The sequence below is a fragment of the Dyadobacter sp. CY327 genome, assembly GCF_021390415.1.
Classification (GTDB): domain Bacteria; phylum Bacteroidota; class Bacteroidia; order Cytophagales; family Spirosomataceae; genus Dyadobacter; species Dyadobacter chenhuakuii.
Genome location: NZ_JAJUXJ010000002.1, coordinates 162915 through 188106 on the forward strand (window position 1 = coordinate 162915; position 25192 = coordinate 188106).

The 25192-nt window shown below is 48.0% G+C and carries 18 protein-coding genes; 8 read left to right on the forward strand and 10 right to left on the reverse strand.

What is annotated here, in order from left to right; genetic code table 11:
• Positions 1-256: 256 nt before the first annotated feature.
• The 4 genes from LZG74_RS10275 to LZG74_RS10290 all read left to right on the forward strand — a co-directional run bounded on the left by LZG74_RS10275 (position 257) and on the right by LZG74_RS10290 (position 5308).
• Positions 257-817, forward strand: a complete 561-nt coding sequence (locus LZG74_RS10275) for an AraC family transcriptional regulator (protein ID WP_233796491.1) — start codon at positions 257-259, stop codon at positions 815-817.
• 97 nt (positions 818-914) lie between these two features.
• On the forward strand, positions 915-2153 hold the full coding sequence (locus LZG74_RS10280) for an ice-binding family protein (RefSeq protein ID WP_233796492.1): 1239 nt from the start codon (positions 915-917) through the stop codon (positions 2151-2153).
• Positions 2154-2326: 173 nt separating this feature from the next.
• Positions 2327-3628, forward strand: a complete 1302-nt coding sequence (locus LZG74_RS10285; protein WP_233796493.1) for a nucleoside hydrolase-like domain-containing protein — start codon at positions 2327-2329, stop codon at positions 3626-3628.
• A 111-nt stretch (positions 3629-3739) separates the two neighbouring features.
• Positions 3740-5308, forward strand: a complete 1569-nt coding sequence (locus LZG74_RS10290) for a MutS-related protein (RefSeq protein ID WP_233796494.1) — start codon at positions 3740-3742, stop codon at positions 5306-5308.
• On the opposite strand, the gene LZG74_RS10295 is transcribed toward LZG74_RS10290, so the two are convergent.
• The 4 genes from LZG74_RS10295 to LZG74_RS10310 form a co-directional block, all read right to left on the reverse strand.
• The gene (locus LZG74_RS10295; RefSeq protein WP_233796495.1) at positions 5291-6421 is read right to left on the reverse strand and encodes a PepSY domain-containing protein; all 1131 of its coding nucleotides are present in this window, start codon (positions 6419-6421) and stop codon (positions 5291-5293) included. The genes LZG74_RS10290 and LZG74_RS10295 overlap by 18 nt on opposite strands.
• Before the next feature lie 12 nt (positions 6422-6433).
• Positions 6434-8803 (reverse strand): TonB-dependent receptor, encoded by a 2370-nt coding sequence (locus LZG74_RS10300; RefSeq protein ID WP_233796496.1) that lies wholly within the window; start codon positions 8801-8803, stop codon positions 6434-6436.
• Positions 8804-8963: 160 nt separating this feature from the next.
• Entirely contained in the window at positions 8964-9443 is a 480-nt protein-coding gene (locus tag LZG74_RS10305; protein WP_310589304.1) for a hypothetical protein, read from the reverse strand.
• The gene (locus tag LZG74_RS10310) at positions 9421-10911 is read right to left on the reverse strand and encodes an MFS transporter (RefSeq protein ID WP_233796497.1); all 1491 of its coding nucleotides are present in this window, start codon (positions 10909-10911) and stop codon (positions 9421-9423) included. The genes LZG74_RS10305 and LZG74_RS10310 overlap by 23 nt, the downstream gene beginning before the upstream one ends.
• A gap of 173 nt (positions 10912-11084) precedes the next feature.
• On the opposite strand from LZG74_RS10310, the gene LZG74_RS10315 reads away from it, so the two are divergent.
• Both LZG74_RS10315 and LZG74_RS10320 read left to right on the forward strand, forming a co-directional pair.
• The gene (locus LZG74_RS10315; protein ID WP_233796498.1) at positions 11085-12182 is read left to right on the forward strand and encodes a glycosyltransferase family 4 protein; all 1098 of its coding nucleotides are present in this window, start codon (positions 11085-11087) and stop codon (positions 12180-12182) included.
• Positions 12172-13245: a glycosyltransferase gene (locus tag LZG74_RS10320; RefSeq protein ID WP_233796499.1), complete on the forward strand. Its 1074-nt coding sequence runs from the start codon at positions 12172-12174 to the stop codon at positions 13243-13245. The genes LZG74_RS10315 and LZG74_RS10320 overlap by 11 nt, the downstream gene beginning before the upstream one ends.
• Before the next feature lie 12 nt (positions 13246-13257).
• On the opposite strand, the gene LZG74_RS10325 is transcribed toward LZG74_RS10320, so the two are convergent.
• Both LZG74_RS10325 and LZG74_RS10330 read right to left on the reverse strand, forming a co-directional pair.
• The gene (locus LZG74_RS10325) at positions 13258-14088 is read right to left on the reverse strand and encodes a glycosyltransferase family 2 protein (RefSeq protein WP_233796500.1); all 831 of its coding nucleotides are present in this window, start codon (positions 14086-14088) and stop codon (positions 13258-13260) included.
• Between the two features lie 3 nt (positions 14089-14091).
• Positions 14092-14625: a hypothetical protein gene (locus tag LZG74_RS10330; protein ID WP_233796501.1), complete on the reverse strand. Its 534-nt coding sequence runs from the start codon at positions 14623-14625 to the stop codon at positions 14092-14094.
• A gap of 81 nt (positions 14626-14706) precedes the next feature.
• Here LZG74_RS10330 and LZG74_RS10335 point away from each other — a divergent pair, with 81 nt between their 5' ends.
• Both LZG74_RS10335 and rhuM read left to right on the forward strand, forming a co-directional pair.
• Positions 14707-15129, forward strand: a complete 423-nt coding sequence (locus tag LZG74_RS10335) for a secondary thiamine-phosphate synthase enzyme YjbQ (RefSeq protein ID WP_233796502.1) — start codon at positions 14707-14709, stop codon at positions 15127-15129.
• A gap of 114 nt (positions 15130-15243) precedes the next feature.
• Positions 15244-16215 carry a virulence protein RhuM/Fic/DOC family protein gene (rhuM, locus tag LZG74_RS10340; protein WP_233796503.1) on the forward strand — a complete coding sequence of 324 codons (972 nt, stop codon included), beginning with the start codon at positions 15244-15246 and terminating at the stop codon, positions 16213-16215.
• A gap of 48 nt (positions 16216-16263) precedes the next feature.
• On the opposite strand, the gene LZG74_RS10345 is transcribed toward rhuM, so the two are convergent.
• From LZG74_RS10345 to LZG74_RS10360, 4 genes are all read right to left on the reverse strand, one after another.
• A complete protein-coding gene (locus LZG74_RS10345; RefSeq protein WP_233796504.1) occupies positions 16264-18612 on the reverse strand; it encodes a glycosyl hydrolase family 95 catalytic domain-containing protein in 2349 nt (782 codons plus the stop codon).
• A 105-nt stretch (positions 18613-18717) separates the two neighbouring features.
• Positions 18718-20235 (reverse strand): RagB/SusD family nutrient uptake outer membrane protein, encoded by a 1518-nt coding sequence (locus tag LZG74_RS10350; protein WP_233796505.1) that lies wholly within the window; start codon positions 20233-20235, stop codon positions 18718-18720.
• Positions 20235-23315: a TonB-dependent receptor gene (locus LZG74_RS10355; protein ID WP_233796506.1), complete on the reverse strand. Its 3081-nt coding sequence runs from the start codon at positions 23313-23315 to the stop codon at positions 20235-20237. Before LZG74_RS10355 ends, LZG74_RS10350 begins: the two co-directional genes overlap by 1 nt.
• 212 nt (positions 23316-23527) lie before the next feature.
• The gene (locus tag LZG74_RS10360; RefSeq protein WP_233796507.1) at positions 23528-25180 is read right to left on the reverse strand and encodes a sodium:solute symporter; all 1653 of its coding nucleotides are present in this window, start codon (positions 25178-25180) and stop codon (positions 23528-23530) included.
• Positions 25181-25192 lie beyond the last annotated feature (12 nt).

The following is a 25192-nucleotide window of genomic DNA, read 5'->3' on the forward strand; positions in this document are numbered from 1 at the left end:
AATAAACCGGCATTTTATTGAAAAATAATGCCATATGTACATGATGTTGTTTGGGTCCGGCAGACCAGAGTATTCCTTCGTGCATGGTCGCAACATCACACAACTGACTCCTTTATAATATGGCCGTCAGTCTATACGTAGAATTCATTGTATAAATTAAATTTCATTTCGTCGGATGTTGATTTATTATGGTTACTTTTCTTGCCGGGTCGTGCGAACGCTGGCGACCATCAACAAACCATAGATCGCAATTTGAATGAAACTCTACATTAAGTATATGGTCAGCTTGCGGTGCAAAATGATGGTTGAGGAGGAACTGCGCAAGTTGGAGATAGCCTACTCGCTCATTGACTTGGGCATGGTGGAAATTGCAGGTGAAATATATCCGCAGCAGCGTGAAATGCTAAAAAACAACCTGCTCAAATCCGGGCTGGAATTGATGGATGATAAAAAAAGTATTCTGATTGAGAAAATTAAAAATCTCATTATTCAGATGATCCACCATTCTGATGAATTTCCCAAAATCAATCATTCAGACTACATCAGCCAGCAATTGGGTTATGATTACACCTATCTGGCCAATGTATTTTCCGAGGTAAAGGGCATTACGATCCAGCAATTTATCATCATTCACAAAATTGAAAGGGTAAAAGAACTGATCCTTTACGACGAGCTGAACCTGACGCAGATATCTTACAAAATGAATTACAGCAGCGTAGCCTATTTGTCCAATCAGTTTAAGCAGATCACGGGTCTTACGCCGTCTTTTTATAAACAATTAAAAGGTAAAAGAAGCGGGAATTTGGAAAACGTGTGAATGTTATAACTAATACTACACATGCTATAACATTACTTGAAGGGGTTAAGGTCATATTTGTGCGGTGAAAATACTTTCACAATTTATTCAAGCATATATGAAAACATCTTTCTTCTTCAACATTCTTACCGTTTCGCTTTCTGCACTTTGCCATTTAAGCATGGCTCAAACCGTGCCTACTTTCGGCGGGGCTGAGACATTTGCACTTTATACATCCGCTGGGGAGTTTGCTAATACAGGAACAACATTGGTTACCGGCGACATCGGAAACGGGACAGGCGCTGTGACCGGCAATGCAGTTACGCTGGTCGGGCAGAGCCACTTTGGCGATACCCAGGGTGTTGCGGCTGCCGCAGATGTTGCTACGGCTTATAGCGTGCTGACCAGTGGAACACTTAATCCATGCGGATTTCCGCTAGCCGCCACACTGGACGGCGTGACGCTGCTTGCCCCAGGCGTGCATTGCAGCACAGAGGCCACTTCTTTTTCAGGCAGCCTTATTTTAAACGGAAACAATGATCCAGATGCTGTTTTTATCATCAAGATAGGAGGAGCACTTTCGGTGGACGCACCTGCAAATATCGTTTTAACCGGCGGAACATTGCCCAAGAACGTATACTGGGTAGTCAACGGTGCTTTCAACCTGGCAGCAGACATTGATTTTATCGGCACCGTTGTTAATGAAGGCGCCATCTCACTGGGAGCGGGTGCAACTCTTTCGGGAAGAGCGCTTTCGACCGCTGGAAAAATATCGTTGAACGGTAATGTTGTCTCGAATGTAGAAGTTTCCCTTCCCGTGACGCTTTTAAGCTTCGATGTAAATAAAGGCGAGCAGTCCTCGGTTACGTTAAACTGGGCAACAACAGCGGAGACAAACAGTGATCGTTTTGAAATACAACGCAGCCAAAACGGCAAACAGTGGATTGCAGTAGGAAGTGTAATTTCCAATGGTGAAAGCACCAAGCTACTCTCCTACTCTTTCTCGGATAATGCGCCAAAGACCGGCAACAACTTGTACAGACTGAAAATGATCGATAAGGACGGGACCTTTGCATTCAGCCGGATCAGGAGTATTAATTTCCAGTCTGCCAACAGAACAGCCCTTTATCCAAACCCAACCATTGACCGCCTTTCCGTTCTTTCGAAAGATCTGGATAAGATCGCACGCGTGCAATTCATGGATGTTTCCGGAAAATTGATAATGGACCAGAAAAACAATGATTCGTCGAATGCGGTATCAGAATTCAATATCAACCATTTTCCGGCCGGGCTGTACATAGTTAAAGTAATTTTCGCCGACGGATCCGTTGACCGCGCGAAAGTTTTGAAGAAATAATCACAGGCATTTTTAGATAGATGTAAGCAGCTATATGCACACTACTTTTACTATTAAACTCCATCCGTGATAACTATCATTTAATTTCTATTTTTTTCGATTACTTTCTTTTTACCTTTGTAATAGTAAAATGAAGTGTGCCGGATGTTCGGTGCTGACTGATCGGAATAACGATGAAATTACTGTTTTTAAGAAGGGAAAACATCCGTATTTATATCCCATTGCTCATGACCATTTGTTTGGTTATGAGCTTTTTTTCGGCCCATGCGCAGCAAAAACCCCGCATTTTCATCAGCACCGATATCGGCGGGACCGATCCGGATGATTTCCAATCGATGATCCATCTGCTGATGTATGCAGACCGTTTTCAAATTGAAGGATTGGTTTCCACTTCGTTCCAGACCGGTCGCAAAAAGGACATCCTGGATATGATTGATTTGTATGAAAAGGATCTTCCCAAACTAAAAAAGCATCAAAAGGCCTTTCCCGAGCCCGCTACATTGCGCAATGTGTGCAAACAGGGAGCAACAGCGTGGGCGCCTTATAAGGGTTTCGCCGAAAAAACGGAGGGTTCAGAATGGCTCATTTCTTGTGCTAAAAAGTCTTCCGACCAGCCGCTTTGGGTGCTGGTATGGGGTGGTATCGAAGATGTTGCACAAGCATTGCATGATGCGCCGGAGATCGCGAAAAACATACGGGTGTACTGGATCGGCGGCCCGAATAAAAAATGGGGCGTGAATGCCTATGACTACATCGCCGCCAACCACCCGGATGTTTGGATGATCGAATGCAACGCCACTTACCGCGGCTGGTTTATGGATGCCGGATCGTCCGCAGACATAACGGCAGAAGCCTATTATCCGAATTACATCAAAGGCCGCGGAGCAATGGGAAAGGATTTTATTAAGTATTACAAAGGCAACATTAAAATGGGCGACACACCTTCGCTGGCCTATGTCATGCACGGCAATCCGGATCAGCCGACAGGCGAAAGCTGGGGCGGCTCTTTCACGCCGATCACAAGGAGTTCGAGAACCATTTTCGATCGCAACACCACCACTGCCGACACCGTAGCCACTTACGGCGTCATTGAGTGGCGGTTTCAAGGACCAAACATTAATGTTCCCGCCGACTCGGCTGTGTTCACGCTCAGCATCAGCGGTCAGCAATGGCCTGGTTATTACATTGGCGACGGTAAATACGCCGTTCGCTACTCTCCCAAGCAAGTCGAGGTGGGCGAATATACCACCATCAGCAGCATTGCAGAGCTCAATGGTAATACCGGAAAATACGTCAGCACCGCACCCTGGCCCGGAAAAACCGAACCGCACGACTACAAGCTCGGCAAAAACTGGTACGGCGACCTCCCGGACCCCAATCTTTTCATAGACCAGCAGCAAGGCGCAAAAACCATCTCAAAACACCGAAAAGCATTCCTGACAGACTGGGCAAAAAGATGGGCCTGGCTGGAATGATACCGCTCATAACACTTTCAAAATACTTCTTTTCTAAAATGATAAATTGATCCTGGGTTCGGTTGGCTTTGGGGCTGGCTGCTTTTTGCCCTTATAATTTATCTTATAGAAATGTCTTCGAAAACCTCATCGGATAAGGACCATATTGCCCAAATAAAAAAGGGATTTTTCAATTTTGGTCAGATCGAAAAGTATTTTGTTAATGATAAACGGGATGGGGTTTTCCAGGTAATTTCCGACAGAACATTTCAGGATCTGGACCTTGAAGACGTTTTTAAGTTTATCGACAGGACTGTTTCCTGCGTCGGTCAGCAGTATTTGTATTACTTCATGCGGGTAATTCCCCTGGGTGACGCCCGCAAGGAGCGCTTGGAAAACGTTATCTCTATTTTTCAAGCCGATCCTGCATTAAGGGCCGCAACCACCACAGAGATTTCAAAACTTAATAAAAACGACGCTTACTATATCACGTCGCTTTTCCACGGCAAGTACACACCCAGGCCAGGCTGGTACTGGCTTATCAAACTACTTTCTGCGGTCAGCGTGCTTTCTGTTATAATGGCTTTCTTCTTACCGCAGATCCTGATTTTCCTGATCGTCCTGCTGCCTGTGAATCTGGGTATCCACTATTGGAACAAGAACAATCTATACCAATACGGAAGCTCCATTCCACAGCTTTTGATATTGACCCAAACAGCCCGCAGCATCTTGAAAAACCCGGAATTCACAGCGCAAAACAATGCATTGCAAGCGCAGGTCAGTATGCTGGATCAATTGGGGTTGCCCATGTCCATTTTCAAGATCGAGGCCAAGCTGCAAGGTGAGATCGGCATGTTTGTTGATTATGTTTTTGAATTATTTAAAGCACTGCTTCTGGTTGAGCCTGTGCTGCTCTTTACAATCTTGAAAATTCTGGATTCCAAAAGACAGCACATCGAGGATGTTTTCCGGTTCGTTGCGGAAACCGACATTGCCCTGTCAACACTCGCACTCAGAGAAAGTGTCCCCTACGCTTGTCAGCCTGACTTTCATTTACAGTTAAAGCACCTGCAAATCAGGGGTGTATACCACCCGCTGATATTTGACGGCGTGGCCAATGACTTAACATTACAAACTAAATCTGCATTGCTGACAGGTTCCAATATGTCGGGAAAGACCACTTTCATCCGGACCGTGGGCATTAATGCGCTGCTTGGACAAACCATTAATACATGCTTTGCCCATGCATTTGCTATGACTGCCATGAAAATACATTCGTCTATCCGCATCTCGGATGATTTGCTGGGGGACAAAAGTTATTATTTCGAAGAGGTGCTTACCATTAAAAATCTGTTGGAAGAAAGCAGGTCGGGCCATTCCAACCTGTTTCTGCTGGACGAACTTTTTAAGGGCACCAATTCGGTTGAGCGCATTGCTATCGGCAAATCGGTGCTCAGTTACCTCACACAAGGCAGCAATCTGGCGCTCGCCTCAACGCACGACCGGGAGCTTTCCAACTTTCTGGCGGACACTTTTGACCTTTATCACTTTACGGAAGTCATTCACCAGGATGCCGTCATTTTCGACTACAAGCTGAAACCGGGCAAACTGGTGACAACCAATGCCATCCGGATTCTGGAACTGAACGATTATCCCAGCGAAGTTGTGCATGAGGCGCTCACCTTAGCGGGAAATCGCTGAACGGTCCGGCTCAGACTTCCCTGCCCGCCGCCACCAAAGCAGGAAACCCGTCACGGCCAGCAACCCGGGCGTCAGCCCGATGATCACATAAAATATCCTGACGGGCAGCCCGCCAAAGTTGCCAACATGCAAAGGATGAAACGTTGCTTCAATGCGTTCGCCGACAGATTTATCTGCTAATGTATTGATCTTAAAAACCTTACCTGTGTATTGATCAATCCTCACTGAATTCAAAGCACCCCAGAGTTTCCATTGTCCCTGCTCATAGCCTCTGACTTCAAATTTTCGTTCAGGTTGCGTAGGCAGATACACATAGGTTGGGTCCAGATCCGGCAGCGCCTTCCTGGCAGCACGGAGCATTTCGTCGGCCGAAACCGTCATTGCATTGTTCCGTTTGCCTGGCAGGAGTTCTTTCTCCCAGGTTTTGGGTTCAAAAGCGAAGAGGTTCATCCAAAAGCCGGTGAAGAAAATAATAGCATTGAACAACATTGACCATACCCCCACAATCCGGTGCAAATCGGAACTGATCGTGCGCCAGTTTTTCCGGTTGATGGAAATTTGAAAAGACAGGACGCGCCAGATATTTTTCCTATAAACAATAGCGCCGGTCAGCACGGACAACAACATTGTGATACCAAAAATAGCCGTGAGCGCCGCGCCTGGGATGCCCAGCTGGAAGCTGAAATGGAATTGGAACAACCATTCAATAAAACTCGGCACAAACTGGCTAGCAGGCCCTTCCCTGAGAATAGCGCGAGTGTAAGGATTGAACGAGATCAATGCCAGGTCATAAGTTAGCAAGCGAGCATCATTGAAATAAATCCTGAAATCATAAGCATCACCCGGCCCTGCGTCGGGATTAAGCCAGGCAATGCCGTCCAGGTTTGGATAACGGGCGGTGATCGTTTTATAGCATTGCATTAGCGCGTCTTCCGGCACGTGGGTCGCCGCCGGAGATACGCGAAGCAGGTTACGGTTGGCCAGATGGTCGAGCTCAGTTTTGAAAACAAGAACGGAACCACTTAACCCCAACAAAACCAGGAATACGCCCGTTACCAGCCCAAGCCAGCTATGCAGCTTGAACAGGCCCCGTGTGAATTTTGTCTTTTTCATAAACCCTTCGACTTACCAGAGCTGATAACTAATGCCGACCCGTACATTAAAGGGATCGCCCAGGCCTGCCAATGTTACGCCCGACCTGCTTCCTGTGAAGTAATGCTTGTTAGTCAGATTATAAGCATTAACCTGAACCTGATATCGGTTGCGCGAATACGAAATGGCAGCATCCAGCATCGTGTAGGACGGAAAAACGAAGTTCTGATTGCTTAGCAAGCCCACCTGATCACTCACATAACGCACGCCCGCAGCAATTCCCAGCCCTTTGAGCGCCTGGGATGGAAGCGCATATTTGCCCCAGAAGTTGATCTGATGCTTAGGCGCATTGGCAAAACGGTCCCCTTTTTTACCATAGCTCGTCGTGCTTATCAGCTCGTGCTCATTGAAAGCATATCCGGCGATCAGGCTCAATCTGTTCAGGTTTCCGACAACTGAAAATTCTCCGCCTCGGCTGCGCGTGCCATCAATGGCAGCTTGCCGGTGCGAGTTTTCTTCCGTGGGGGCCGCCGTCAGGATATTGGCATAATTGATCTGGTAAAGGGATAATGTAGCCGACAACCGGTTGCCTATCAGGTCCGCTTTGGAACCTACTTCATATTGCGTCGCCTGCCGGGTCGGGAATGGTCCGCCTGAGAGCACATTGTTGGAGGTTTGCGGATTGAACGATTTGAGATAGGTTCCGTAAATAGATACGTTCTTTACCGGCAGATATACCAGGGCCACCCGCGGGATCCAGCCTGAGGTTTTCAGCTCGTCGCCCTGCTTGTTGTCACGATCCGACAATGGCGTTTCCTTACCATTGTAGTTGTCGTAACGAAGCGAGAGCAACACTTTCAATTTGTCGCCCACACTGATCTGATCCTGAATGTAAGCTCCTATCAGGTTGGTAATGCGCTTGTTATCATCCGATTCGTCGGCCGGAACGGAGGCATCGGGAATACTGCCCGCATAATCCGGGTGCAGGATAGAAATGCGGGTCGAAGGCTTGTACTGATAGTCGTTTTGCGTCCAGCCGTAGCGATTGTAATCCGAGCCTGCGATAATCTGGTGCCCCAGCGGTCCTGTGTTGGTGGTATAGGTTGCAAAAGCAGTGGTTTGCAGGCTGAACCTGTCCGTTTCCCAATCCTGAAATCCCCGGCTGATGGAATCATTACGGATCCTTCCTACCGGAATATGGTCTGTATAATCCAGTACATTCCGCACTGCTCGTTCCACAACGGTGAGTTTAAGATTCTGGCTGATTTGATGGTTGAAACTCAGCGTAGCCGATGCATTGTGCGTTTTCCCATAATCGGTCGGGCTCTGGATTGTCAGGTTGTTGGGATAATGGTTGAAATCAAAGGTTCCATCCGGGCGGGAGTAAACATAACTTCCATTGTCATACTGCTGAACGGCTTTGGAGTAAGTATAATTGAGTTCAAGGTTAAGCGAAGTCCGGTCACTGGCAAGGTAGGTCAGCGACGGGGCGATGAGCAGGTTTTGCTTCTTTTGGTAATCCCTGAAACTTTCGGAGCGATCATAACCGATTATAGCGCGGTACAGCAGTTTTTTGTTACCCGAAACCGGCCCCGTAAAGTCGGCGGAAGCTCTTCCGAATCCCCAGCTGCCCAGCGAAAGGTCCACACTTGCGCGCTTTTCCGACAATGGTTTTTTTGTAATAAAATTGACAACACCACCCGGAGAACCCTCACTGAACAAAGCTCCCGAAGGCCCGCGCAGCAACTCTACGGATTCAATGTTGTAAAGCAGCGGCTGCTGGCTCCACAAATACAGGTTGCCCCGGATGCCGTTAAAAAGCAAAAAACTGGCATCATTCGGAGAGTAAGCTGTGAAGCCGCGTATTTGAAATGAACCATTGCCATTATTGGCTTTCATGCCCGTGAATGTACCCGCGATCTCGTTGAGGGTAAATGCCTGCCGGTCGCGCAGAACGGCGGAAGAAACGACCTGCACCGATTGAGGCGTTTCCAGCAAAGGCACGTCCAGGCGCGTGGAACTATTGGACGATGAAACCTGGTAACTGTTTTTGGCGGCACTAACAATGACCTCTTTCAGCTCCTGGTTGCTTTCGGACAGTTGAAGATTAAGAAACGCGTTTCTCCCTTTCGAAATGCGCATACTTTGGGTGTATGCAGTATAACCGACATTGGAAACGGTCAGAATGTAAGAGCCTGGTGTAATGCCGGTGAGGCTGAATTGGCCTTTTTCATCTGTAATCGTGCCTAATGTTGTGTTTTGAAATGCGATGGACGCGCCTGAGACAGGCTTGTCTTCGGCGTTGACGATACGCCCGTGAAGTGTTCCTTGCTCGCTTTGAGCGTAGGAACGGGTAACATTGCTGAACATGGCCAGCAATAGAAACAGATATTGAAATTTCATTCGGATATACAAGGATAAACTCATCCACTTTTAAAAAGCAGAATGGATGCTGTCAGGTTAGCTGTTGAATTTGAATAAAGGAGCAGGGCAACGCAGTCGCGCGCCGGGGATAAACCATGTTACCCTTTCATTTTAGCCCAAAAATTGACAAAAACGACAACTAAGCGCAGGGTGGTGGAGAAACGATGGTAAGCGGAGCCAGATAAGCTGCCAGCTGATACTGGAAAGCGGCTTGGGAATGAATCAGAAATGGAGATGCCAGAAATTCAAACGCGACCAGCGGGGATGAAAATAGATGCAGCGTAGGCAGATTACGCACCTGCTCACTGGTTTGCTGGTCTTTTTTCTCTTCCTGGGCTTTTAGTTTTTTGGCCAGATAGCACTGTCCGTCGCAATGCAGCTGTGGCCTATCGCGGTTTTCGCAAAGGACGCGCGCTATATAATCCTTGTTGATATGGTAATAAGCGATCGTTCCCCACTGACTGAAAGTCGGTAGGATCGTTACAAAGAGCCATATGTAAAGCAGCGCAACTCGCATCGTATGATGGGGCAAATATAACCACGGAGTTACTTTTCCAAAGACATTACCATGAAATTTGATGACAACCGGCTTCGCTTTATTCGTCTCTTCGTGCGTCATCGGAGCCTACACGATTGATTTTAAGCATATTATTCAAGGAAGAATGCCAGTTGATCAGCACATCAATCACAAAATAATCCCGCAGGTTACTTTTCAGGCTCGTACGCATGATCCTTTTCACCACGCTCTTATGCACCTCCCCTGCCTCACGCACACGCGGCAGGAATTGCAATGCCACCACGGTCAGCGCCGCGCCTATCAGGAAAAGGAAATTCCATTCATGCAGCAACAGCAACCGAAACGATTTTTGCAACGTTGGCCCGCTCCACTCGGCAATGACGCGCAGTTGTCTTAATGTATAATAATCAGCCAGATAACCACCTATCAACGGTGCCAGGGATGAGAAAACGGACGTTACGATATTTTTGACGGATAAATAAACAATCGCTTCACGGGACGGAGCGAGCTTCAAGCCTATGTTCGTCAACGCAAGGTTGGTGCCGGCATTGCTCGATCCGCTGACGATATGGATCACGGCCAGCAGGGCAAGGTTGGATATCAAATTGGTATAAATCCCTACAAAACACCACGCAATCACGCATGCCACATACAGCGGCGCGCATATGGAGATGATCGTTTTGTTACTGTACCGGTCTGCGAATTTGCCCCAGTATCCAATCGTCAAAATACTCGACAACTGGCTTAAAATGGTGAGTGGAATAATGTACGCCAGGGTAAGCCCAAGCGTTTTCAGCATATAAACTGTAAAAAACGGTGTGGCAATGTTAACGGCAAAAAGCCAGAGTGAGTTGAAGACAAGTAATCGCTGAAAGTTATTGTCCCGCAGCGGCTTAATGAACATTTTCAGGATATTCTCGTTGGGTAAATACGACCGTGGCTCGGGCACCCTGGCCAGCAATGCCACTGCCGCCAGACCGGCAATCCCCGCCATCATAAACATGGTTGCATACACATACAGCTCGTACTGCGGCGCATGCCGGCGCAGGTAATCGATCGAAATGGCCAGAATGATGCTGAGTACAACATTGAGCGTCTGCGCATAGCGGCTTCGCTTCGAGAAAAAAGTGCCCAGCATATCACCCGGCACCAGGTCTTTCATCCACGCATTCCAGCTTGGACCGGCAATGGAGCCAAACAGATAATAGAAGAACAAGAAAAAGAGCAACAGGCTGACCGGTGCATCTGCTCCCAGAAAAAATGGCATCGCACCCAATAAAACCATCGGGATACGGGCCAGAATGCAGCAAATAACCGAAACGGCCCTCCGGTTGTTATATCTGCGGATCAGAAACACGGACACCAGCTGGAAAATATTGGTGAATGTAGGCAAGGACGCAAGTAACCCGATCTGAAAATTGCTGGCGCCAAGCAAAATGGCGAAGGCTACCATAAATGTCCCCCCGGCAAGGGTTACCATGGCTTCGGTGGTCATCCCTTCTTTGAGAACGGTGTTCAATCCGTTCTTCACTTCTTCCTCGGTCAGTGTTTCTTTTGGTGTAAAGATCACAATGCTTCAAGTTTGATAACGCTGGTGCAGTCCTTAAATCCATACCAGCCGCAAAAGCAATGTCTCCTGCACCGGCACGGTTTTCTATGACGGTACAACGCAGCCTCCGCTGTACTAGTATCAAAAATGCACTTTATCAAAAATCTTCATCAACAAACTTTACCATAACAGACATGAAAATAGGGATCATTGCACACCTCAAATATCCGATCACTAAACCCTTCATGGGAGGGCTGGAAGCGTTTACCTATGATATTTGCCAGAGATTGCTCGCGCGCGGTCACGACGTATTATTGTACGCATGCGCCGGCTCGGATCCTATTCTGAATGTCAGGCCGATCCTTTGCGAGGAGGATTACCGTCCGATTACATCCTCGCAGTTTACCTCCCGCCAGCTAAGCACTGAATATATTTCTACACATCACGCCTATGTTGAAATGATGCAGGAGATAGACAAAGATGAGCTGGACGTAATTTTTAACAACAGCTTGAACTATGTTCCTATTATGATGTCGGTGCTGGTTAAAGCGCCGATGGTAACTGTGCTGCATACGCCTCCGATCTTTGAGCTGAAAAACGCGATCCGCCGCGAACAGAATTACGGCCGGGTCAAATATGTGTCTGTTTCTGAGACCAATGCTGAGAATTGGAAAGCGTACGCACCTGAATGCGACATCATTCACAATGGCATAGATTTGACAACCTGGGCATTTTATCCTGAAAATGATCGCGGGTATATTATGTGGTTTGGGCGGATACATCCGGATAAGGGCTTGCACCTGGCCATAGATGCGGCCAAGCTTGCCGGCAGGAAAATGAAAGTTGCCGGGGCCATCAGCGATCAGCATTATTACGAAACTGAGATCATGCCACGTCTGGACGATTCGATAGAATTACTCGGGTCTTGCAATCATCAACAGCTCAATGAGCTGATCGGAAACGCAACCGTATCACTGATCACGCCGTGCTGGGATGAACCGTTCGGACTGGTGGTTGCTGAGTCGCTTGCTTGCGGAACACCGGTTGCAGGCATTGCAAAAGGGGCCTTACCAAAATTACTTGACGAGCAAACGGGCAGATTATGCAGCGGGGATAATGTTCAGGAACTGGCGGATTGCATCCTGGCAGCAGAGCAGCTGGACCGCCCGGCTTGCAGGCAGCGCGCCGAAGATCTGTTTGATGTGGAAAGAATGGTGGATGCCTACGAAACATTGTTCGAATCGATAGCGCTTGAAACTGCAGTCACGAAGATGAAGACCAATGTCCGCTAATTTCGCCTTCTATATTCACCACCACGGCTCGGGACATTTTATGCGCGCGTTGTCGATTGCATCACAGCTTAAAGATGCACGGGTGACATTTCTGGGAAGTGATCTCACGCGTTTTGCAGCCATTATTCCGGCTACAATTCAATGTATACACCTGCCGCATGATGTTCCAGGTCCGGAAGACCCTTTTGCTTCGCGCATGCATTTGGGTTTTCTGCATTATGCACCTGTCAATGTTGAAAAAGTTGCCAAACGCGCCGCCGTAATCTCGGCGGCGCTGCATGCATTATTTCCGGTGATACTGATGGTCGATGTGTCTGTGGAAGTTACCTTACTGGCAACTCTATGCGGGATACCAACGGTAGTGATCCGTCAAAACGGGGACCGCGATGATCTGGCGCATTTACATGCATATGAAAGTGCCCAGCTGCTGATCGCACCATCGCCGGAAGAGTTGATGAACCCTTCACCGCAGGATTGGGTAAATCAAAAAACCTTCTTTTCGGGGGGATTTTCAAAATATTCAGGGAAAGAAAAATATGCGGAGAAAACTGAAAATCCGGCAATTGGCGTCCTAGTAGGCTCCGGAGGGACCTCTATTAATGGAAAGGTGATCAATGCTTTGGCAGCGCAATGTTCGGAAAGATCTATCCTGGTGATTGGTAATGTTGCTGATCATGAACACATTGCTGCACACAATGTAATTTTTCACGGGCAAATTAATGATCCCGCATCTGTATTGGCCCAATGCCGTGTTGTAATAGGCAATGCCGGGCATAACACGGTCATGGAAATGGCCGATCTGGGGAAAAAGTTCGTCTGCATACCTGAGGACCGTCCGTTTCAGGAACAATTGCGCAAAGCTGGATTACTGGACCAAAATGGAATGGCTGTGCTTGTCCAGCCAGAAGAGCTGGATCATACCGACTGGAAGACAATCATTCAGAAGGCGGAGAACCTGCCTGATGACTGCTGGAAAGGCGTGATCAAAGACTCAGCGCTGGCTGATGTTGCGCTGCGGCTGCATGAACTTTGGGACGCTAATTTTCCTGAAAGATTGGCTTGATTCAACGCCGGATTATCCTGACTTCAACGCTTGATTAACCTCGGTTTCTGTCGGTCTGCGCAAAATCGTGATCTCATCATCTTCCCATTTGATCAACCCTGCATTTTCAAATTTTCGCAGCCAGCCTTCCATAGGCCAGATCTGCCATTTGTTAAAAAATGTCCTGGCATTGATAAGAATGTCTTCAAAATGATTGAGCGGCGGGTTGTAGCTGGGATGATATTGATGAAATGCCACGGCATCTGCAACACTCAGCTCCACGCCTTGCTTACGGGCTGCAAAACCGAAATCGGTATCTTCTGCACCATAACCGGTAAATCGGGTATCAAAACCACCGATGCGCTCATACGTTTCCTGGCTGCAAGCAAAGTTAAGCGACCAGAAAAGCGCATGATTCACCTCCCGCAAATCGGCCCTAACGGGATCCGGCGTGCTTAATTCCCACATTTTTGAAAGAAAACCATTTTCCGCTGTGGCTCCCTGACGAAGATACCGGACCGGCCCTATCCACAAATGTGCACCGGCTTGGCACGCATTGAAATATTTTTCTACCAAATCCGGCGAAGGAATGCAGTCGACATCCAGAAAAATCATGACAGGATGCGCCGCTTGTTTCGCCGCAAAGTTCCGCGCCGCAGCAAGAGGCAGCCTTTCGGCATCATCAAACCGAACGGAGCGGATCGGGAAATTATCAGAAACCAGCTCACTTGCTGGCTCATTCATATTGACTATGATCAGCTCGGCCGGATAAGATTCAGCATTGTCAAGGCCCAGAACGAGGTTGCGAAGCGCCTCCTGCCTGGATTTCACTATGGTGAGGACGGAAATGGGTATAATGCTCATCGACTAAAATTTGCTTAAACTTATGGCTCGTGCTATTCGCGGCCGGTTGTATCGTTGAAGTAACACAGGATATAGATTCAGCAGGATATTGAGAATAAATAACCACAACGATTTGACAATGCCATACTGAAATGCCACAAAAATATTGAAACTGAAAACGACGAATAAAATAATTATATGACCCAGTTCAGACTGTTTTGTCTTATAATATAAATGCGTTAAATCGTTGATATTCTTGGCTATTGGATTGGCTTTTTTATTCAATTTCTCCCAACCCGTCAATACCAGTATTTTTCTATAAAAGTTGATCCCGAAAGACTCGTAGATTTCCCCTTTCCGTTCCCAGGGTTTTGTATCAAAATAGGGAGAAGTCAAAGGGCTTTTAATCGTTTCCGTAAATGTTAGCACACTCGCCATCAGTAAGAAATTAAGGATCCACGCAAATGAAAAACTTTGCATTCCAATATAGTGGATCAGTGCGTAAATGGAACCGATGGTCATTCCCGTAGTAAGGATAAGGATCAGCGCTTTTTTCATCAATTGTTTTGATTAACTCATCATTCGCTTGAAGATGCAAAAGTATCATCAAATTTGAACGCAGAGTAATACATTTACCGGATGAAAATATTTCAGCAAAGTCTAACATTCCGTGAAAAACGCCGGGGCTTTCACCTCATCACCGGCGACATCATCAATGCGATGCCACAAATTTCGCAGCTCACCACAGGCATGTGCCAGGTTTTCATCCAGCACACCTCCGCCTCGCTCACGATCAACGAAAACGCCGACCCCACCGTGCGAAAGGATTTCGAAATGTATTTTAATAAAACCGTCAAAGAAAACGACCCCGATTACGAGCACGACTACGAAGGTTCCGACGACATGCCAGCCCACCTGAAAGCCTCCATACTAGGCAGCTCCGTCATGATCCCCATCAAAAACGGTCGCCTAGCCCTCGGAACCTGGCAAGGCATCTATCTCTGCGAACACAGAGACCACGGCGGCCCACGCGGGGTTGTGGTGACGGTTTGGGGTGAGTAGAGGCGACCATTGCCCTAGTATGAAATGCTTTCGATATAATCCCGCCTACCGTTCGTTGGATCTTGCGTTTCTCATAGTTCGATTTTTCTAATCTTTGGAATAAATGAAGTCGGAATGGAAAATCAGATAGAGATATACGTAGGTGCGGACCGCAACAGCCAGATAGAAGTGACACTCCAGGCGGAAAATATCTGGTTAAGTCAGAAGCAGATTGCTGCATTGTTTGGCACCGAGGTTCCAGCCATCAATAAGCATATCCGGAATATTTTGCATGAAGGAGAGCTAACAAGGGAGTTAACTATTTCCAAAATGGAAATAGTTCAAAAGGAAGGCAAACGCCATGTAGTCAGACAAGTAGACATTTTCAACCTGGATATGATCTTGTCTGTCGGTTACAGGGTAAATTCCGGCAAGGCTACGCAATTCAGGATTTGGGCTACCCAGCGTCTAAAAAATTACCTGATTGAGGGATTCGCGATTAACGAGAAACGGCTTGCACAGAAAAACCAGCAGGTACAAACATTAAAGGACGGCATCCGGATCCTAAGCAGGGCTATTGAGAGTAAAATCGGAGATGCACAAAATAGCTGGCTGGAACAATTTGCAACCGGTTTAGAATTGCTGGATGATTACGACCATGATCAGTTGGATCAAAGAGGCATTAATGTCCGCAGCGCAACATATCCTGAATTATCAGACTATCAAAAGATTATAAATATCATGAAAGGCGATTTCCAATCCGCCATCTTCGGAAAGGAAAAAGATGAAACTTTCCAAAGTTCTATTGCACAGATCGGCAAGGGCTTCGGTGACTTTGATTTTTATCCCTCTATCGAGGAAAAAGCCGCTGTCCTCCTTTATTTAGTCATCAAGAATCATTCATTTATTGACGGCAACAAACGAATTGCCGCCGCTTGTTTCTTGCTTTTGTTAGAAGTGAACGGATTGCTGACAACAAGCGACGGGAAATTATTGATTAGTAATGAGGCACTTGCGAGCCTTACACTTTTTGCTGCCGCCAGTAAGCCGGAAGAGATGGAGACGGTTAAAAAGCTTATCATCAGCGTACTGAACAGAAATCAATAATAAATTTCAATCCTTCACAAACCGCATCCGCTGCTTATTTCCATTAAGTCAGCGCGTTGATGTTATTTCTTTTTTCTCTCCGTTGACCTTCACAGTCACCTTCTGGGGCGATTGGGAAACGATCCGGTAATCCGTCACTTTACCATCCATCCATTTGAAATCGACTGTAAAATTGCCTCTCGCTTTCAAACCCTTCACTTCTCCCGAACCTTTCCAGGCGTCGGGAATGGCGGGCAAAATGTCGATATAACCGTCGTGGCTCTGAATCAGCATTTCAGCGATCCCGGCCGTGCCTCCGAAGTTGCCGTCAATCTGGAACGGCGGCCCTGCAACGAGCAAGTTAGGGTAGACGCCTCCGCCAGCACCGTAGTTCATATTGGTGTCCAATGTGGGCACGAGCAGTTCTTGTAATAATTTATTAGCGCGGTTACCATCGTGCAATCTGGCCCAGAAAAGCAGTTTATATGCTTTCGACCAGCCCGGACTATCGTCTCCGCGGGCTTCCAGCGTTTTGGCAGCCGCAGCGGCAAGACCAGGCGTTTTCGATGGCGTGATGAGCGGAGCCGGGAAGAGTCCATACAAATGCGCGACGTGCCGGTGCTTGGGCTCCACTTCTTTGTATTCTTCCAGCCATTCCATCAGCCTGCCATCGCTTCCTACCACACCGGGAGGAGGCAGGTTTTTTAGTTTATTTTCCAAAGACGTTTTTAATGCTGCATCAACGCCCAGTTCCTCGCAGGCTGTAATTACATTGGTGAAAAGCTCGCGCGTCATTTGGTTATCAATAGTCGGGCCCATGCAAATGGCAGCCGTTTTACCGTTGGGCAGATAAAATGAGTTTTCCGGCGAGATGGACGGCGCAGTCACAAGCCACCCCGTTTTCGGATCTTTTACCAATGCGCTGTTGTAAAACTCCGCGGCGCCTTTCAATATCGGATAGATTTCTTTGAGATAATTTTTGTCTTTGGTAAAAGCATAATGTTCCCAGAGGTTGTTGCAGATCCAACCCGAACCCGCATTGCTCGCGCCCCACGACGCCTCCTCACCCGGCTCTGTAAAACCCCAGACATTGGTGATCACGTGCGCTACCCAGCCGTCTGCATTGTAGTAAGCTTTCGCGGTTTTTTCACCCGGCTTCACCATCCCTTTCACCAGATCGGCCAGCGGCAGGTTCAGCTCCGAAAGATTTACAACCTCCACGGGCCACTGGTTCATCTGAATGTTCACATCCAGGTGATAGTCACCATTCCAGGGTGTCTGGATTTGATTGGCCCAAAGTCCCTGCAAATTTGGCGGCAATAGTCCTACCCGTGTGCTGCTGATACTCAGGTAACGTCCATATTGAAAAAACAGAACGGGCAGTTCATTGTCCAAAGCAGGGTTTTTCTGGAAGGCAGAAAGCCGCTGATCCGTTGGTAAATCGTCGCCCCTTGATCCGCCCAGATGCAAGGTCGCTCTGTTATAAAGTTTCTGATAATTTGCAATGTGAGCCCGTTTCTGAACAGTGTAAGATTTTTTCACTGCGACATCAATAAGCCTCTGCGTCTCGGATTCGAAGTTCATGGTTTTGAAATCGGTCATTGCAGAGAAGTAGAGAATGATCTCATCGGCATCCGTAATAACGATTTCTTTACCCGAAACGGTCAGTTTTCCACCCTTTACCTGCGGCTTGATCTTAGTCAGGTATTTCATCCCATTCCCGTCCGTTCCATTGTTCAACTGCCCGGACATTTCCAGCACATTGTTTTTAACCACAGTCTGAAACCGCTCGGGACGATCAAGTCCCAGGCGCAAATTCAGTTGGCCCGGTTTGTCGGCAGAAATCCTGATAAGGCCCACATCGTCACCAAAACTTGTAAAGTATTCCCGGCGGTAAGTCACACCCTTCACCTGGTAAACGAGGCTCGCAACCGCATCATTCAGGGCTAATTCCCTTTTGTAATTCTGATACTGCATGTTCGAAGAATCGGCGCCCTTGTAGGCAAACTGCATCCGCAGGTTACCCAAGACCTGGTAGCAGCCAAATGGCACATTGGCCCCATCACCATGCCCGGAACCCGCACCTTTCGCTACAAAATTCCGGTTTACCAATTGCTGCGCCTCATCATTTTTACCTTCCAAAAGCAGCCTGCGGATCTCGGGAAGACTTTTGTGCGCCTCGTAATTATTGGCATCCTGCGGCCCTCCCGACCAGAGCGTAATGTCATTGAGCACAACATTCTCCCGCAACACTCCCCCATCACTCATCATCCCCAACCGCCCGTTCCCCACAGGAATAGTCTCTTCCCACTGAGCCGCCGGCTTATTAAACCAAAGACGAAGAGGTTTAACCTGAGCGAAGGAAGATGTTGTTATTGAGATAGTTAGTATGGAGGTAAGTATGAGCTTAAAAGTCATGTTAATGTTGTTTGATTTTATAATTAGTATTAATCCCCCCTGTCACCCTGAGCGGAGCCGAAGGGGCGTTCACCTGGGAGAGTAACGCCCCCTGTCAATAGCCTCCTACAAGTAATCCCCATTCTGCACCAGCAATCCGCCGCTCTTATCAATCTCCGGCTGTGGGATTGGCCATTTGTAGAATTTCTTTTCAAACTTGTAAGGCACGAAGCTGTCTTTTACATTGTTCAAAACCTGCTCTGCGATGTGCCACCGCTTTAAATCGTAATAGCGGAGACCTTCGAAACCCAGCTCGATGCGGCGTTCTTGACGGATTTTTTCGCGCATCTGGGCTTTGGTCAAACCGGCTGGTAAGGCTGGCATTTGGGAACGCAGGCGAATGTCGTTGATGGCTTTGTAAACGGTTGCATCCGGGCCTGCTATTTCATTTTGTGCTTCGGCATACATCAGTAAAACCTCCGCCAGGCGCAGCACTACTGCATTTTGCTGGCTTAATGTCGAAAATCCGAACGGAATGTTCTCAGGCGCCAGGAATTTCATTACGCCATAACCCGACGGCCGGCTGTTGGACGGGATATGAACCCGGCCTCCGCCAAAATCGGGATGGTCAACGAAGACGGTCTTAGCCAGGCGTGAGTCCCGGTTTTTGAAAGGCTCCTTTTTATCTGTCAGCGGCGACACGCCGTAGGGCAGCCCATCGGTGCATTCAAATGCATCCACGAAGTTCTGTAACGGGCTCGCTACCAGCCAGTCACCATAATACATATCCCAGGGACGGGTGTTGTTAGGGGCCAGAAAGTTGGTCGAATAAATGATTTCCGGGTTGTTTTTCTGACCGGCGTCACGGAATATATCTTCGAACTTTGGGCTCAGGCTGTATTTCGGAATCACTGCGCTGGTCAGCGTTTTCACCTGTGCCAACAAGGCCGGATCAGGCGTTCCGTTCTCTCCATATGCAGCAAAAATGAGCACACGCGCTTTGAATGCCTGCGCGGAAGTTACGGCAGCGTGGCCACCGTTTTGCGGATAAGCATTTGCATTGAGGTTTGCGATGGCGAAGTCCAGGTCAGCGAGGATCTGCACCAGGATTTGCGCAGCCGGCACTTTGGGCTGGTTCTGCGTTTCCAATGTAAGCGGTTCCAGAACCAGCGGCACATCGCCATACAAATGGTAAAGCTGGAAATAATAAAATGCTCGCAAAAACCGCGATTCGGCCTCGTAGAGCTTTCGGTTGGTGTCGGTTATGTCGGCATTGGTGTACGCTTTCAATTGAGCCAGGAAAATATTTACGCGGGCAATGGCCTTGTAACTTTCGCTATAAACCCCTGAAACATAACCACCTGTGGAAGGACTGATGCTGCCGGAAGTGATTTCTTTTGCACTTCCTGAATTATGCTGCGCAAAGCCATCGTCCGTCAGGCAGTTCCAGACGGGCAGCTCAACCGCCCAGGGATCGGCCTGCATGGAAGCGTAATTGGCCGTCAATGCTTTGTCAAAATCACCCTTTGTTTTCCAGAATGTGGATGCTGAAATCTGGTCGAGGGGATTGAGGTCCAGTGAATCATTGCACGCACTAAACGCCAGAGTCAGCAGTACGAACAGTTTTAGTTTCTGACTTTTCATTATAATCTGATATTTAATCCGAATGATAAAATCTTGTTTTGAGGATATTGCACAAAGCTTCCACTGCCGCCGCGCTCTGGGTCAAGGCCCGGATATTTGGTAGCCGTCAGCAGGTTGTCACCCGAGAAAAACACCCGCAGGTTATCAATGCCGATCTTTTTCACCAATGTTTGCGGCAGTGTATAACCGAATGTGAGGTTTTTCAAACGCAGGTAGGAAGCATCCTGCAGGAAGTAGGAAGACGATCTGCGGATTCGGTCGGGTGCGCCCCAGCCCCAGTAAATGCGTGGCATTGTGGCAGAAGGATTTTCAGGCGTCCAGCGGTTACGCCAGTCCGTTGTAGGCGGTGAACCTTGTACAAAAGGAACCGTTCCCCAATTGTCTACAAAAAATTTAACATTGTTAACGCCCTGAAACAGAACAGACAAGTCAAAACCTTTAAAGTTGACTGATCCATTGAATGAATAATTTAACCCCGGATAATTACCCGTCATGACTACGCGATCGTCGTCGTTGATCTTGCCATCACCATTTGCATCGCGGAAGCGGATATCTCCCGGCACAGTTGCATCATTGTATTGTTTGGGCGCGGCAGCAATTTCATCGGCCGACTGGAAAATGCCATCCATCTGAAGCATGTAATAAGTGTTGTATTCCTTTCCTTCTTCACGGATCCGATAGCCGTCAATTTCACGCTGCCCAAACTTCACAAGCTTGTTTTTGTAATGTTCCAGATTCACACCCAAATTGTAATTCAATCCAGAAAACACGCCGCTGTTAACCTGGTGATTGTATGAAATCCCAAGTTCAACACCTGTGTTCTCCATAGTCCCGTTATTTATCGTAGGAGCGCCAAGACCCACCACGCCAGTCACTTGCGAACTTCTCAAAATATCCGTTGTGGTTTTGCGATACCAGTCTGCACTCAGGTTCAGGCCGCGGAAGACTGTCATGTCAAGGCCGAAGTCGGCGATGGTTGTGGTTTCCCATTTGATGGCCGCATTGGAAAGGTTGGTCTGCGCCACACCCGAAGACAGATTGGAATCATCAAAGGAATAATTTCCGGTAAAGCTCAGGATCGCCTGGTAAGGATAATTTCCAATGTTCTGGTTGCCAAGCTGGCCCCACGATCCGCGAAACTTCATGCTGTTAAGCCAGTTGAGGTTCAGATTTTTGATAAAATCCTCTTCCGTCACCCGCCAGCCCGCAGAGAATGAAGGGAAAACGCCCCAGCGCGAATCGGCCGCAAGCCGCGAGGTTCCGTCATAGCGCATGTTGGCTTCCAGCAGGTAACGCTCCTTGAAATTGTAATTCAGTCTTCCGAAAAACGACCGGATCGCCCATTGATTTTGCGAACCATTGGCATACTGGATAGACGGACTACCCGCATTGATCTCGCGCAAAACATCCGTCGGGAAGTTTCTTCTGATCCCTTCAAGATCCTGGAAAGAACTTTTCTCAGTACTGTAACCTACCTGCGCTTTGAATGCATGATTTTGTCCGAAGGTGTGCTCGTAATCGAGGTAGGAGAACAAATTGGTATACACATTCTGCTCATCCTTCACTTCCAGTCCGCCACCGAGATCCAATGTGGCCATGAATTCGTTTGTACGGAAATTATAAAGCTGCAAGGGCGGTTTGAAAGATTTCGTTTTGTAAAAATCCGCATTAACTGCGCCCTTCGCGTACCACGTTAGGCCTTTTAACAAATTCACCTCAAACCAGCCCTGCGTATTGGCCGAGTAATCCAGTTTGTCACGGTTAATGTGCCCGTCGAGGAGCGCAATCGGGTTTTTGTTATTGTATTCCAAATCATAAGCCTTGTAAGTAAAGCGCCCGCTGCCGTCCGCCAGTTTCGGTCCGTAAGTAGGAGCCTGTGACATGGCCGACAAAAACATATCTTCCGATCCGAAAACGGGCGATTGCGTGTTGCCGGATTTCAGGGCAATGTTCGCACCGAATTTGATCTTCTTGTTGATCTGCGAGGCAATGTTCAGCCGCGCATTGTATTTTTCAAAATCAAATCCTTTCATCACGCCTTTTTGGTTTACATAACCGATAGAAGCGTTGAAATGCGTTCCGCCGCGCCCGCCGTCGAAGGTCAGGTTGTGCATGTGGGTGGGGGCGGTTTGAAAAATGAGGCCCAGCCAGTCTGTGTTAGGATACAGGTTGCGGTCCGTTGCATTGCGGTAATCGTCGATCTGCTGCTGAGAGTACAATCCCGAGGTTAGCCCGGAATTCATGCGTGCTTCATTATACAACTCCATATATTCCGCTGAGTTTGTGATCAGGTCAAACAGCTTGGTGGGCTTGTTAATGCTGTAATTTCCGCTGTACTGCACGCTCAGTTTGCCTTCACTTCCTTTTTTGGTTGTGACCAGGATCACCCCGTTTGCGGCGCGCGCACCGTAAATGGACGCCGATGCAGCATCTTTCAGAACCGACACACTTTCAATGTTATTGGGATTGAGGTCGGACATATTGCCTTGTACACCGTCGATAAGCACGAGCGGTTCCGAACCGGCAGCGCTGAAAGTTCCCGAGCCCCGGATACGCACCGAAACGCCTTCATTACCAGGTTCTCCCCTGCCCTGCGTGACCTGCACCCCGGGCATCGTGCCTTGCAGCATGGCCGTTGGATTGGTCACGTTCCGTTTGATCATTTCATCGCCGCTCACTGTTGCCACTGCGCCCGTGAGGTTCACTTTCTTCTGTGTTCCATATCCGACCACAACCACTTCACTGAGCTGTTTCAGATCTTCTTTCATCACCACATCGATGACATTGCGGCTTCCAACCGGCTGCTCCACAGCTTCATAACCTATAAAGGAAAACACAAGCACGGCATTTTGATCCGCTACATTTACCACATACTTGCCATTCAGATCGGTTACCGTGCCCGAGGTTGTCCCTTTTACGGTAATGGATACGCCCGGCAAGCCTGTGTTATCGCCTGCGGAAGTGACTGTTCCGGTAATGTCGACGGTCTGGGCCGATGCTGAAAAAACACTGACGGCACACAGCAAAAACGCCAGAAGCAGCCCAGGAAGCTGCCATCGGTTTGAAGTAGATTTTTCCATATTCTTTCATTAATTTATACTATTTGATGGGGTAAAATTAGATAGGCAAAAATCACATTGAAATGGATTAACCTGATAAAAACATGGATAATACGATTATTAGAATACGCTGGTAATGCTTGAATTTTGTGTATAAAGAGGCTTAAAACACATTCGGCTAAAATGTGAACAACAACAATTATTAAAATCCAATTATTTTAAAATGCAACTACTTACCTGAAAAACCAGAAGAGAAAGCACATGATCCCGGCAAGCAGGACGGATAGCACTTTGTAATTGCCCAGGCCTGGCCAGCCGGGTGTCTGGAGCGATTCGAGGGGCGATTTCCAGAAAAGTTGCAGGCTTGCAGCCGTGTGGCGGACCGGGAAGAAAACAGAGAAGACAACCTGGACTAAAACGCAAAAACAAAACAGGTAAAACGCCATCATCATAAACGGCACTTGTCCGACCAGCGTTTCGGGATATAATTTATTGACACTAAAAACAATGACACCAACCGCGGATCCGATCCACAAGGTGAATTTCGCAGATTCCGCAGAAGCCTTTTTCCAGAAGATCCCTAATAAAAACACGCAGGTGATCGGCGGTGCAATGTGTGCGATAATGTCGTTGAGGCCATTGAATATACTTTCATAACTGTTCAGCAGCGGCAATGTGGCCAGCGAGACGACCAGTGCAATGCCCGCAGCGATTTTGCCAACACGGATCAGTTGCTGGTCCGATGCTCCCGGTTTGCGCCGTTGGTATAAATCATAGCTGACCAATGTAGATATGGAATTAAGCGCACCGGAAATCTGGCTCATCAGCCCCGAAAGTAATGCAGCGACCAATATTCCAACCAGTCCTTTGGGCAAAAGCTGGGTGATCATTAATGTGTAGATTCCTTTGCTATTAACTACCGTTTTGCCATCTGAAACAGTTTGCAAAGCTGAAATATCCAGCCCGCCCGACTGAGATAATGTATAGGCGAAAAGTCCGGGAAGCACGAAAATGAAAACGGGCAGGATTTTGATAAAACCACAAAACAGCGGCCCTATGCGCGCATGGTTCTCATCTTTTGCACCCAATACCCGCTGGACAATTGTCTGGTCGGCACACCAATACCAGATCCCGAGCACGGGATAACCTAAGAACACGGCATACCACGGCATTCCGCTGCTATCGCCATGAGGACGCATCATGGAGAGCTTTTCAAGCTGGCCGGTCGTTTTGAGAACGTCCATCATCGGCTCCCAACCGCCCATTTTGTTATATGAGGCAATGCTGATGATCACCGCGCCGAAAAGCAGCACAATCGTCTGGATCGACTCGGTGATGACAACGGCGGTTAACCCGCCTACAATGGTGTAAATGGCCGTAATGATGGAAATGACGATGATGCTCGTGTACATATCCACGCCAAACAATGTCTGCAAAACAATGCCGCCGGCCAGTAAGGAAAAGGAAATGTGCACTATTACTGCCGACACCACCGATATCACAGCCAGCCAGTCGCGGCTTGCGCGGTCGTAGCGTTTCTCCAAAAAATCGGGCAACGTGGAAACGCCGGACCGGATGTAGAACGGAGCGAAAAAGAGTGCGAGCAGGATCAGGATGAAAGCGGCCATCCACTCGAAATTCCCGTTGAGAAGCCCGGTGTCGAAACCGCTTTGCGCGAGGCTTACCAGGTGAACGCAGGAAATGTTGGTAGCAAACAATGCAAGGCCTATCGTGGGCCAGCGCAAAGTTTTGCCTGCGAGGAAATACGCCCCGGCTTCACCAGAGCCGTTTTTCGATTTGTTATGTTTTAATCCAGCCCACAGACCAATGACAAATATCGCCGTAATGTACAGCGCGCTGATTGTGATATCGAGGGAGTGGATCATCGGAAATAAATG

Coding starts and splice junctions, on each gene's coding strand:
- LZG74_RS10275 (WP_233796491.1), top strand. CDS start 257: ATGAAACTCTACATTAAGTATATGGTCAGCTTGCGGTGCAAAATGATG.
- LZG74_RS10280 (WP_233796492.1), top strand. CDS start 915: ATGAAAACATCTTTCTTCTTCAACATTCTTACCGTTTCGCTTTCTGCA.
- LZG74_RS10285 (WP_233796493.1), top strand. CDS start 2,327: ATGAAATTACTGTTTTTAAGAAGGGAAAACATCCGTATTTATATCCCA.
- LZG74_RS10290 (WP_233796494.1), top strand. CDS start 3,740: ATGTCTTCGAAAACCTCATCGGATAAGGACCATATTGCCCAAATAAAA.
- LZG74_RS10295 (WP_233796495.1), bottom strand. CDS start 6,421: ATGAAAAAGACAAAATTCACACGGGGCCTGTTCAAGCTGCATAGCTGG.
- LZG74_RS10300 (WP_233796496.1), bottom strand. CDS start 8,803: ATGAAATTTCAATATCTGTTTCTATTGCTGGCCATGTTCAGCAATGTT.
- LZG74_RS10305 (WP_310589304.1), bottom strand. CDS start 9,443: ATGACGCACGAAGAGACGAATAAAGCGAAGCCGGTTGTCATCAAATTT.
- LZG74_RS10315 (WP_233796498.1), top strand. CDS start 11,085: ATGAAAATAGGGATCATTGCACACCTCAAATATCCGATCACTAAACCC.
- LZG74_RS10320 (WP_233796499.1), top strand. CDS start 12,172: ATGTCCGCTAATTTCGCCTTCTATATTCACCACCACGGCTCGGGACAT.
- LZG74_RS10325 (WP_233796500.1), bottom strand. CDS start 14,088: ATGAGCATTATACCCATTTCCGTCCTCACCATAGTGAAATCCAGGCAG.
- LZG74_RS10330 (WP_233796501.1), bottom strand. CDS start 14,625: ATGAAAAAAGCGCTGATCCTTATCCTTACTACGGGAATGACCATCGGT.
- LZG74_RS10335 (WP_233796502.1), top strand. CDS start 14,707: ATGAAAATATTTCAGCAAAGTCTAACATTCCGTGAAAAACGCCGGGGC.
- rhuM (WP_233796503.1), top strand. CDS start 15,244: ATGGAAAATCAGATAGAGATATACGTAGGTGCGGACCGCAACAGCCAG.
- LZG74_RS10345 (WP_233796504.1), bottom strand. CDS start 18,612: ATGACTTTTAAGCTCATACTTACCTCCATACTAACTATCTCAATAACA.
- LZG74_RS10350 (WP_233796505.1), bottom strand. CDS start 20,235: ATGAAAAGTCAGAAACTAAAACTGTTCGTACTGCTGACTCTGGCGTTT.
- LZG74_RS10355 (WP_233796506.1), bottom strand. CDS start 23,315: ATGGAAAAATCTACTTCAAACCGATGGCAGCTTCCTGGGCTGCTTCTG.
- LZG74_RS10360 (WP_233796507.1), bottom strand. CDS start 25,180: ATGATCCACTCCCTCGATATCACAATCAGCGCGCTGTACATTACGGCG.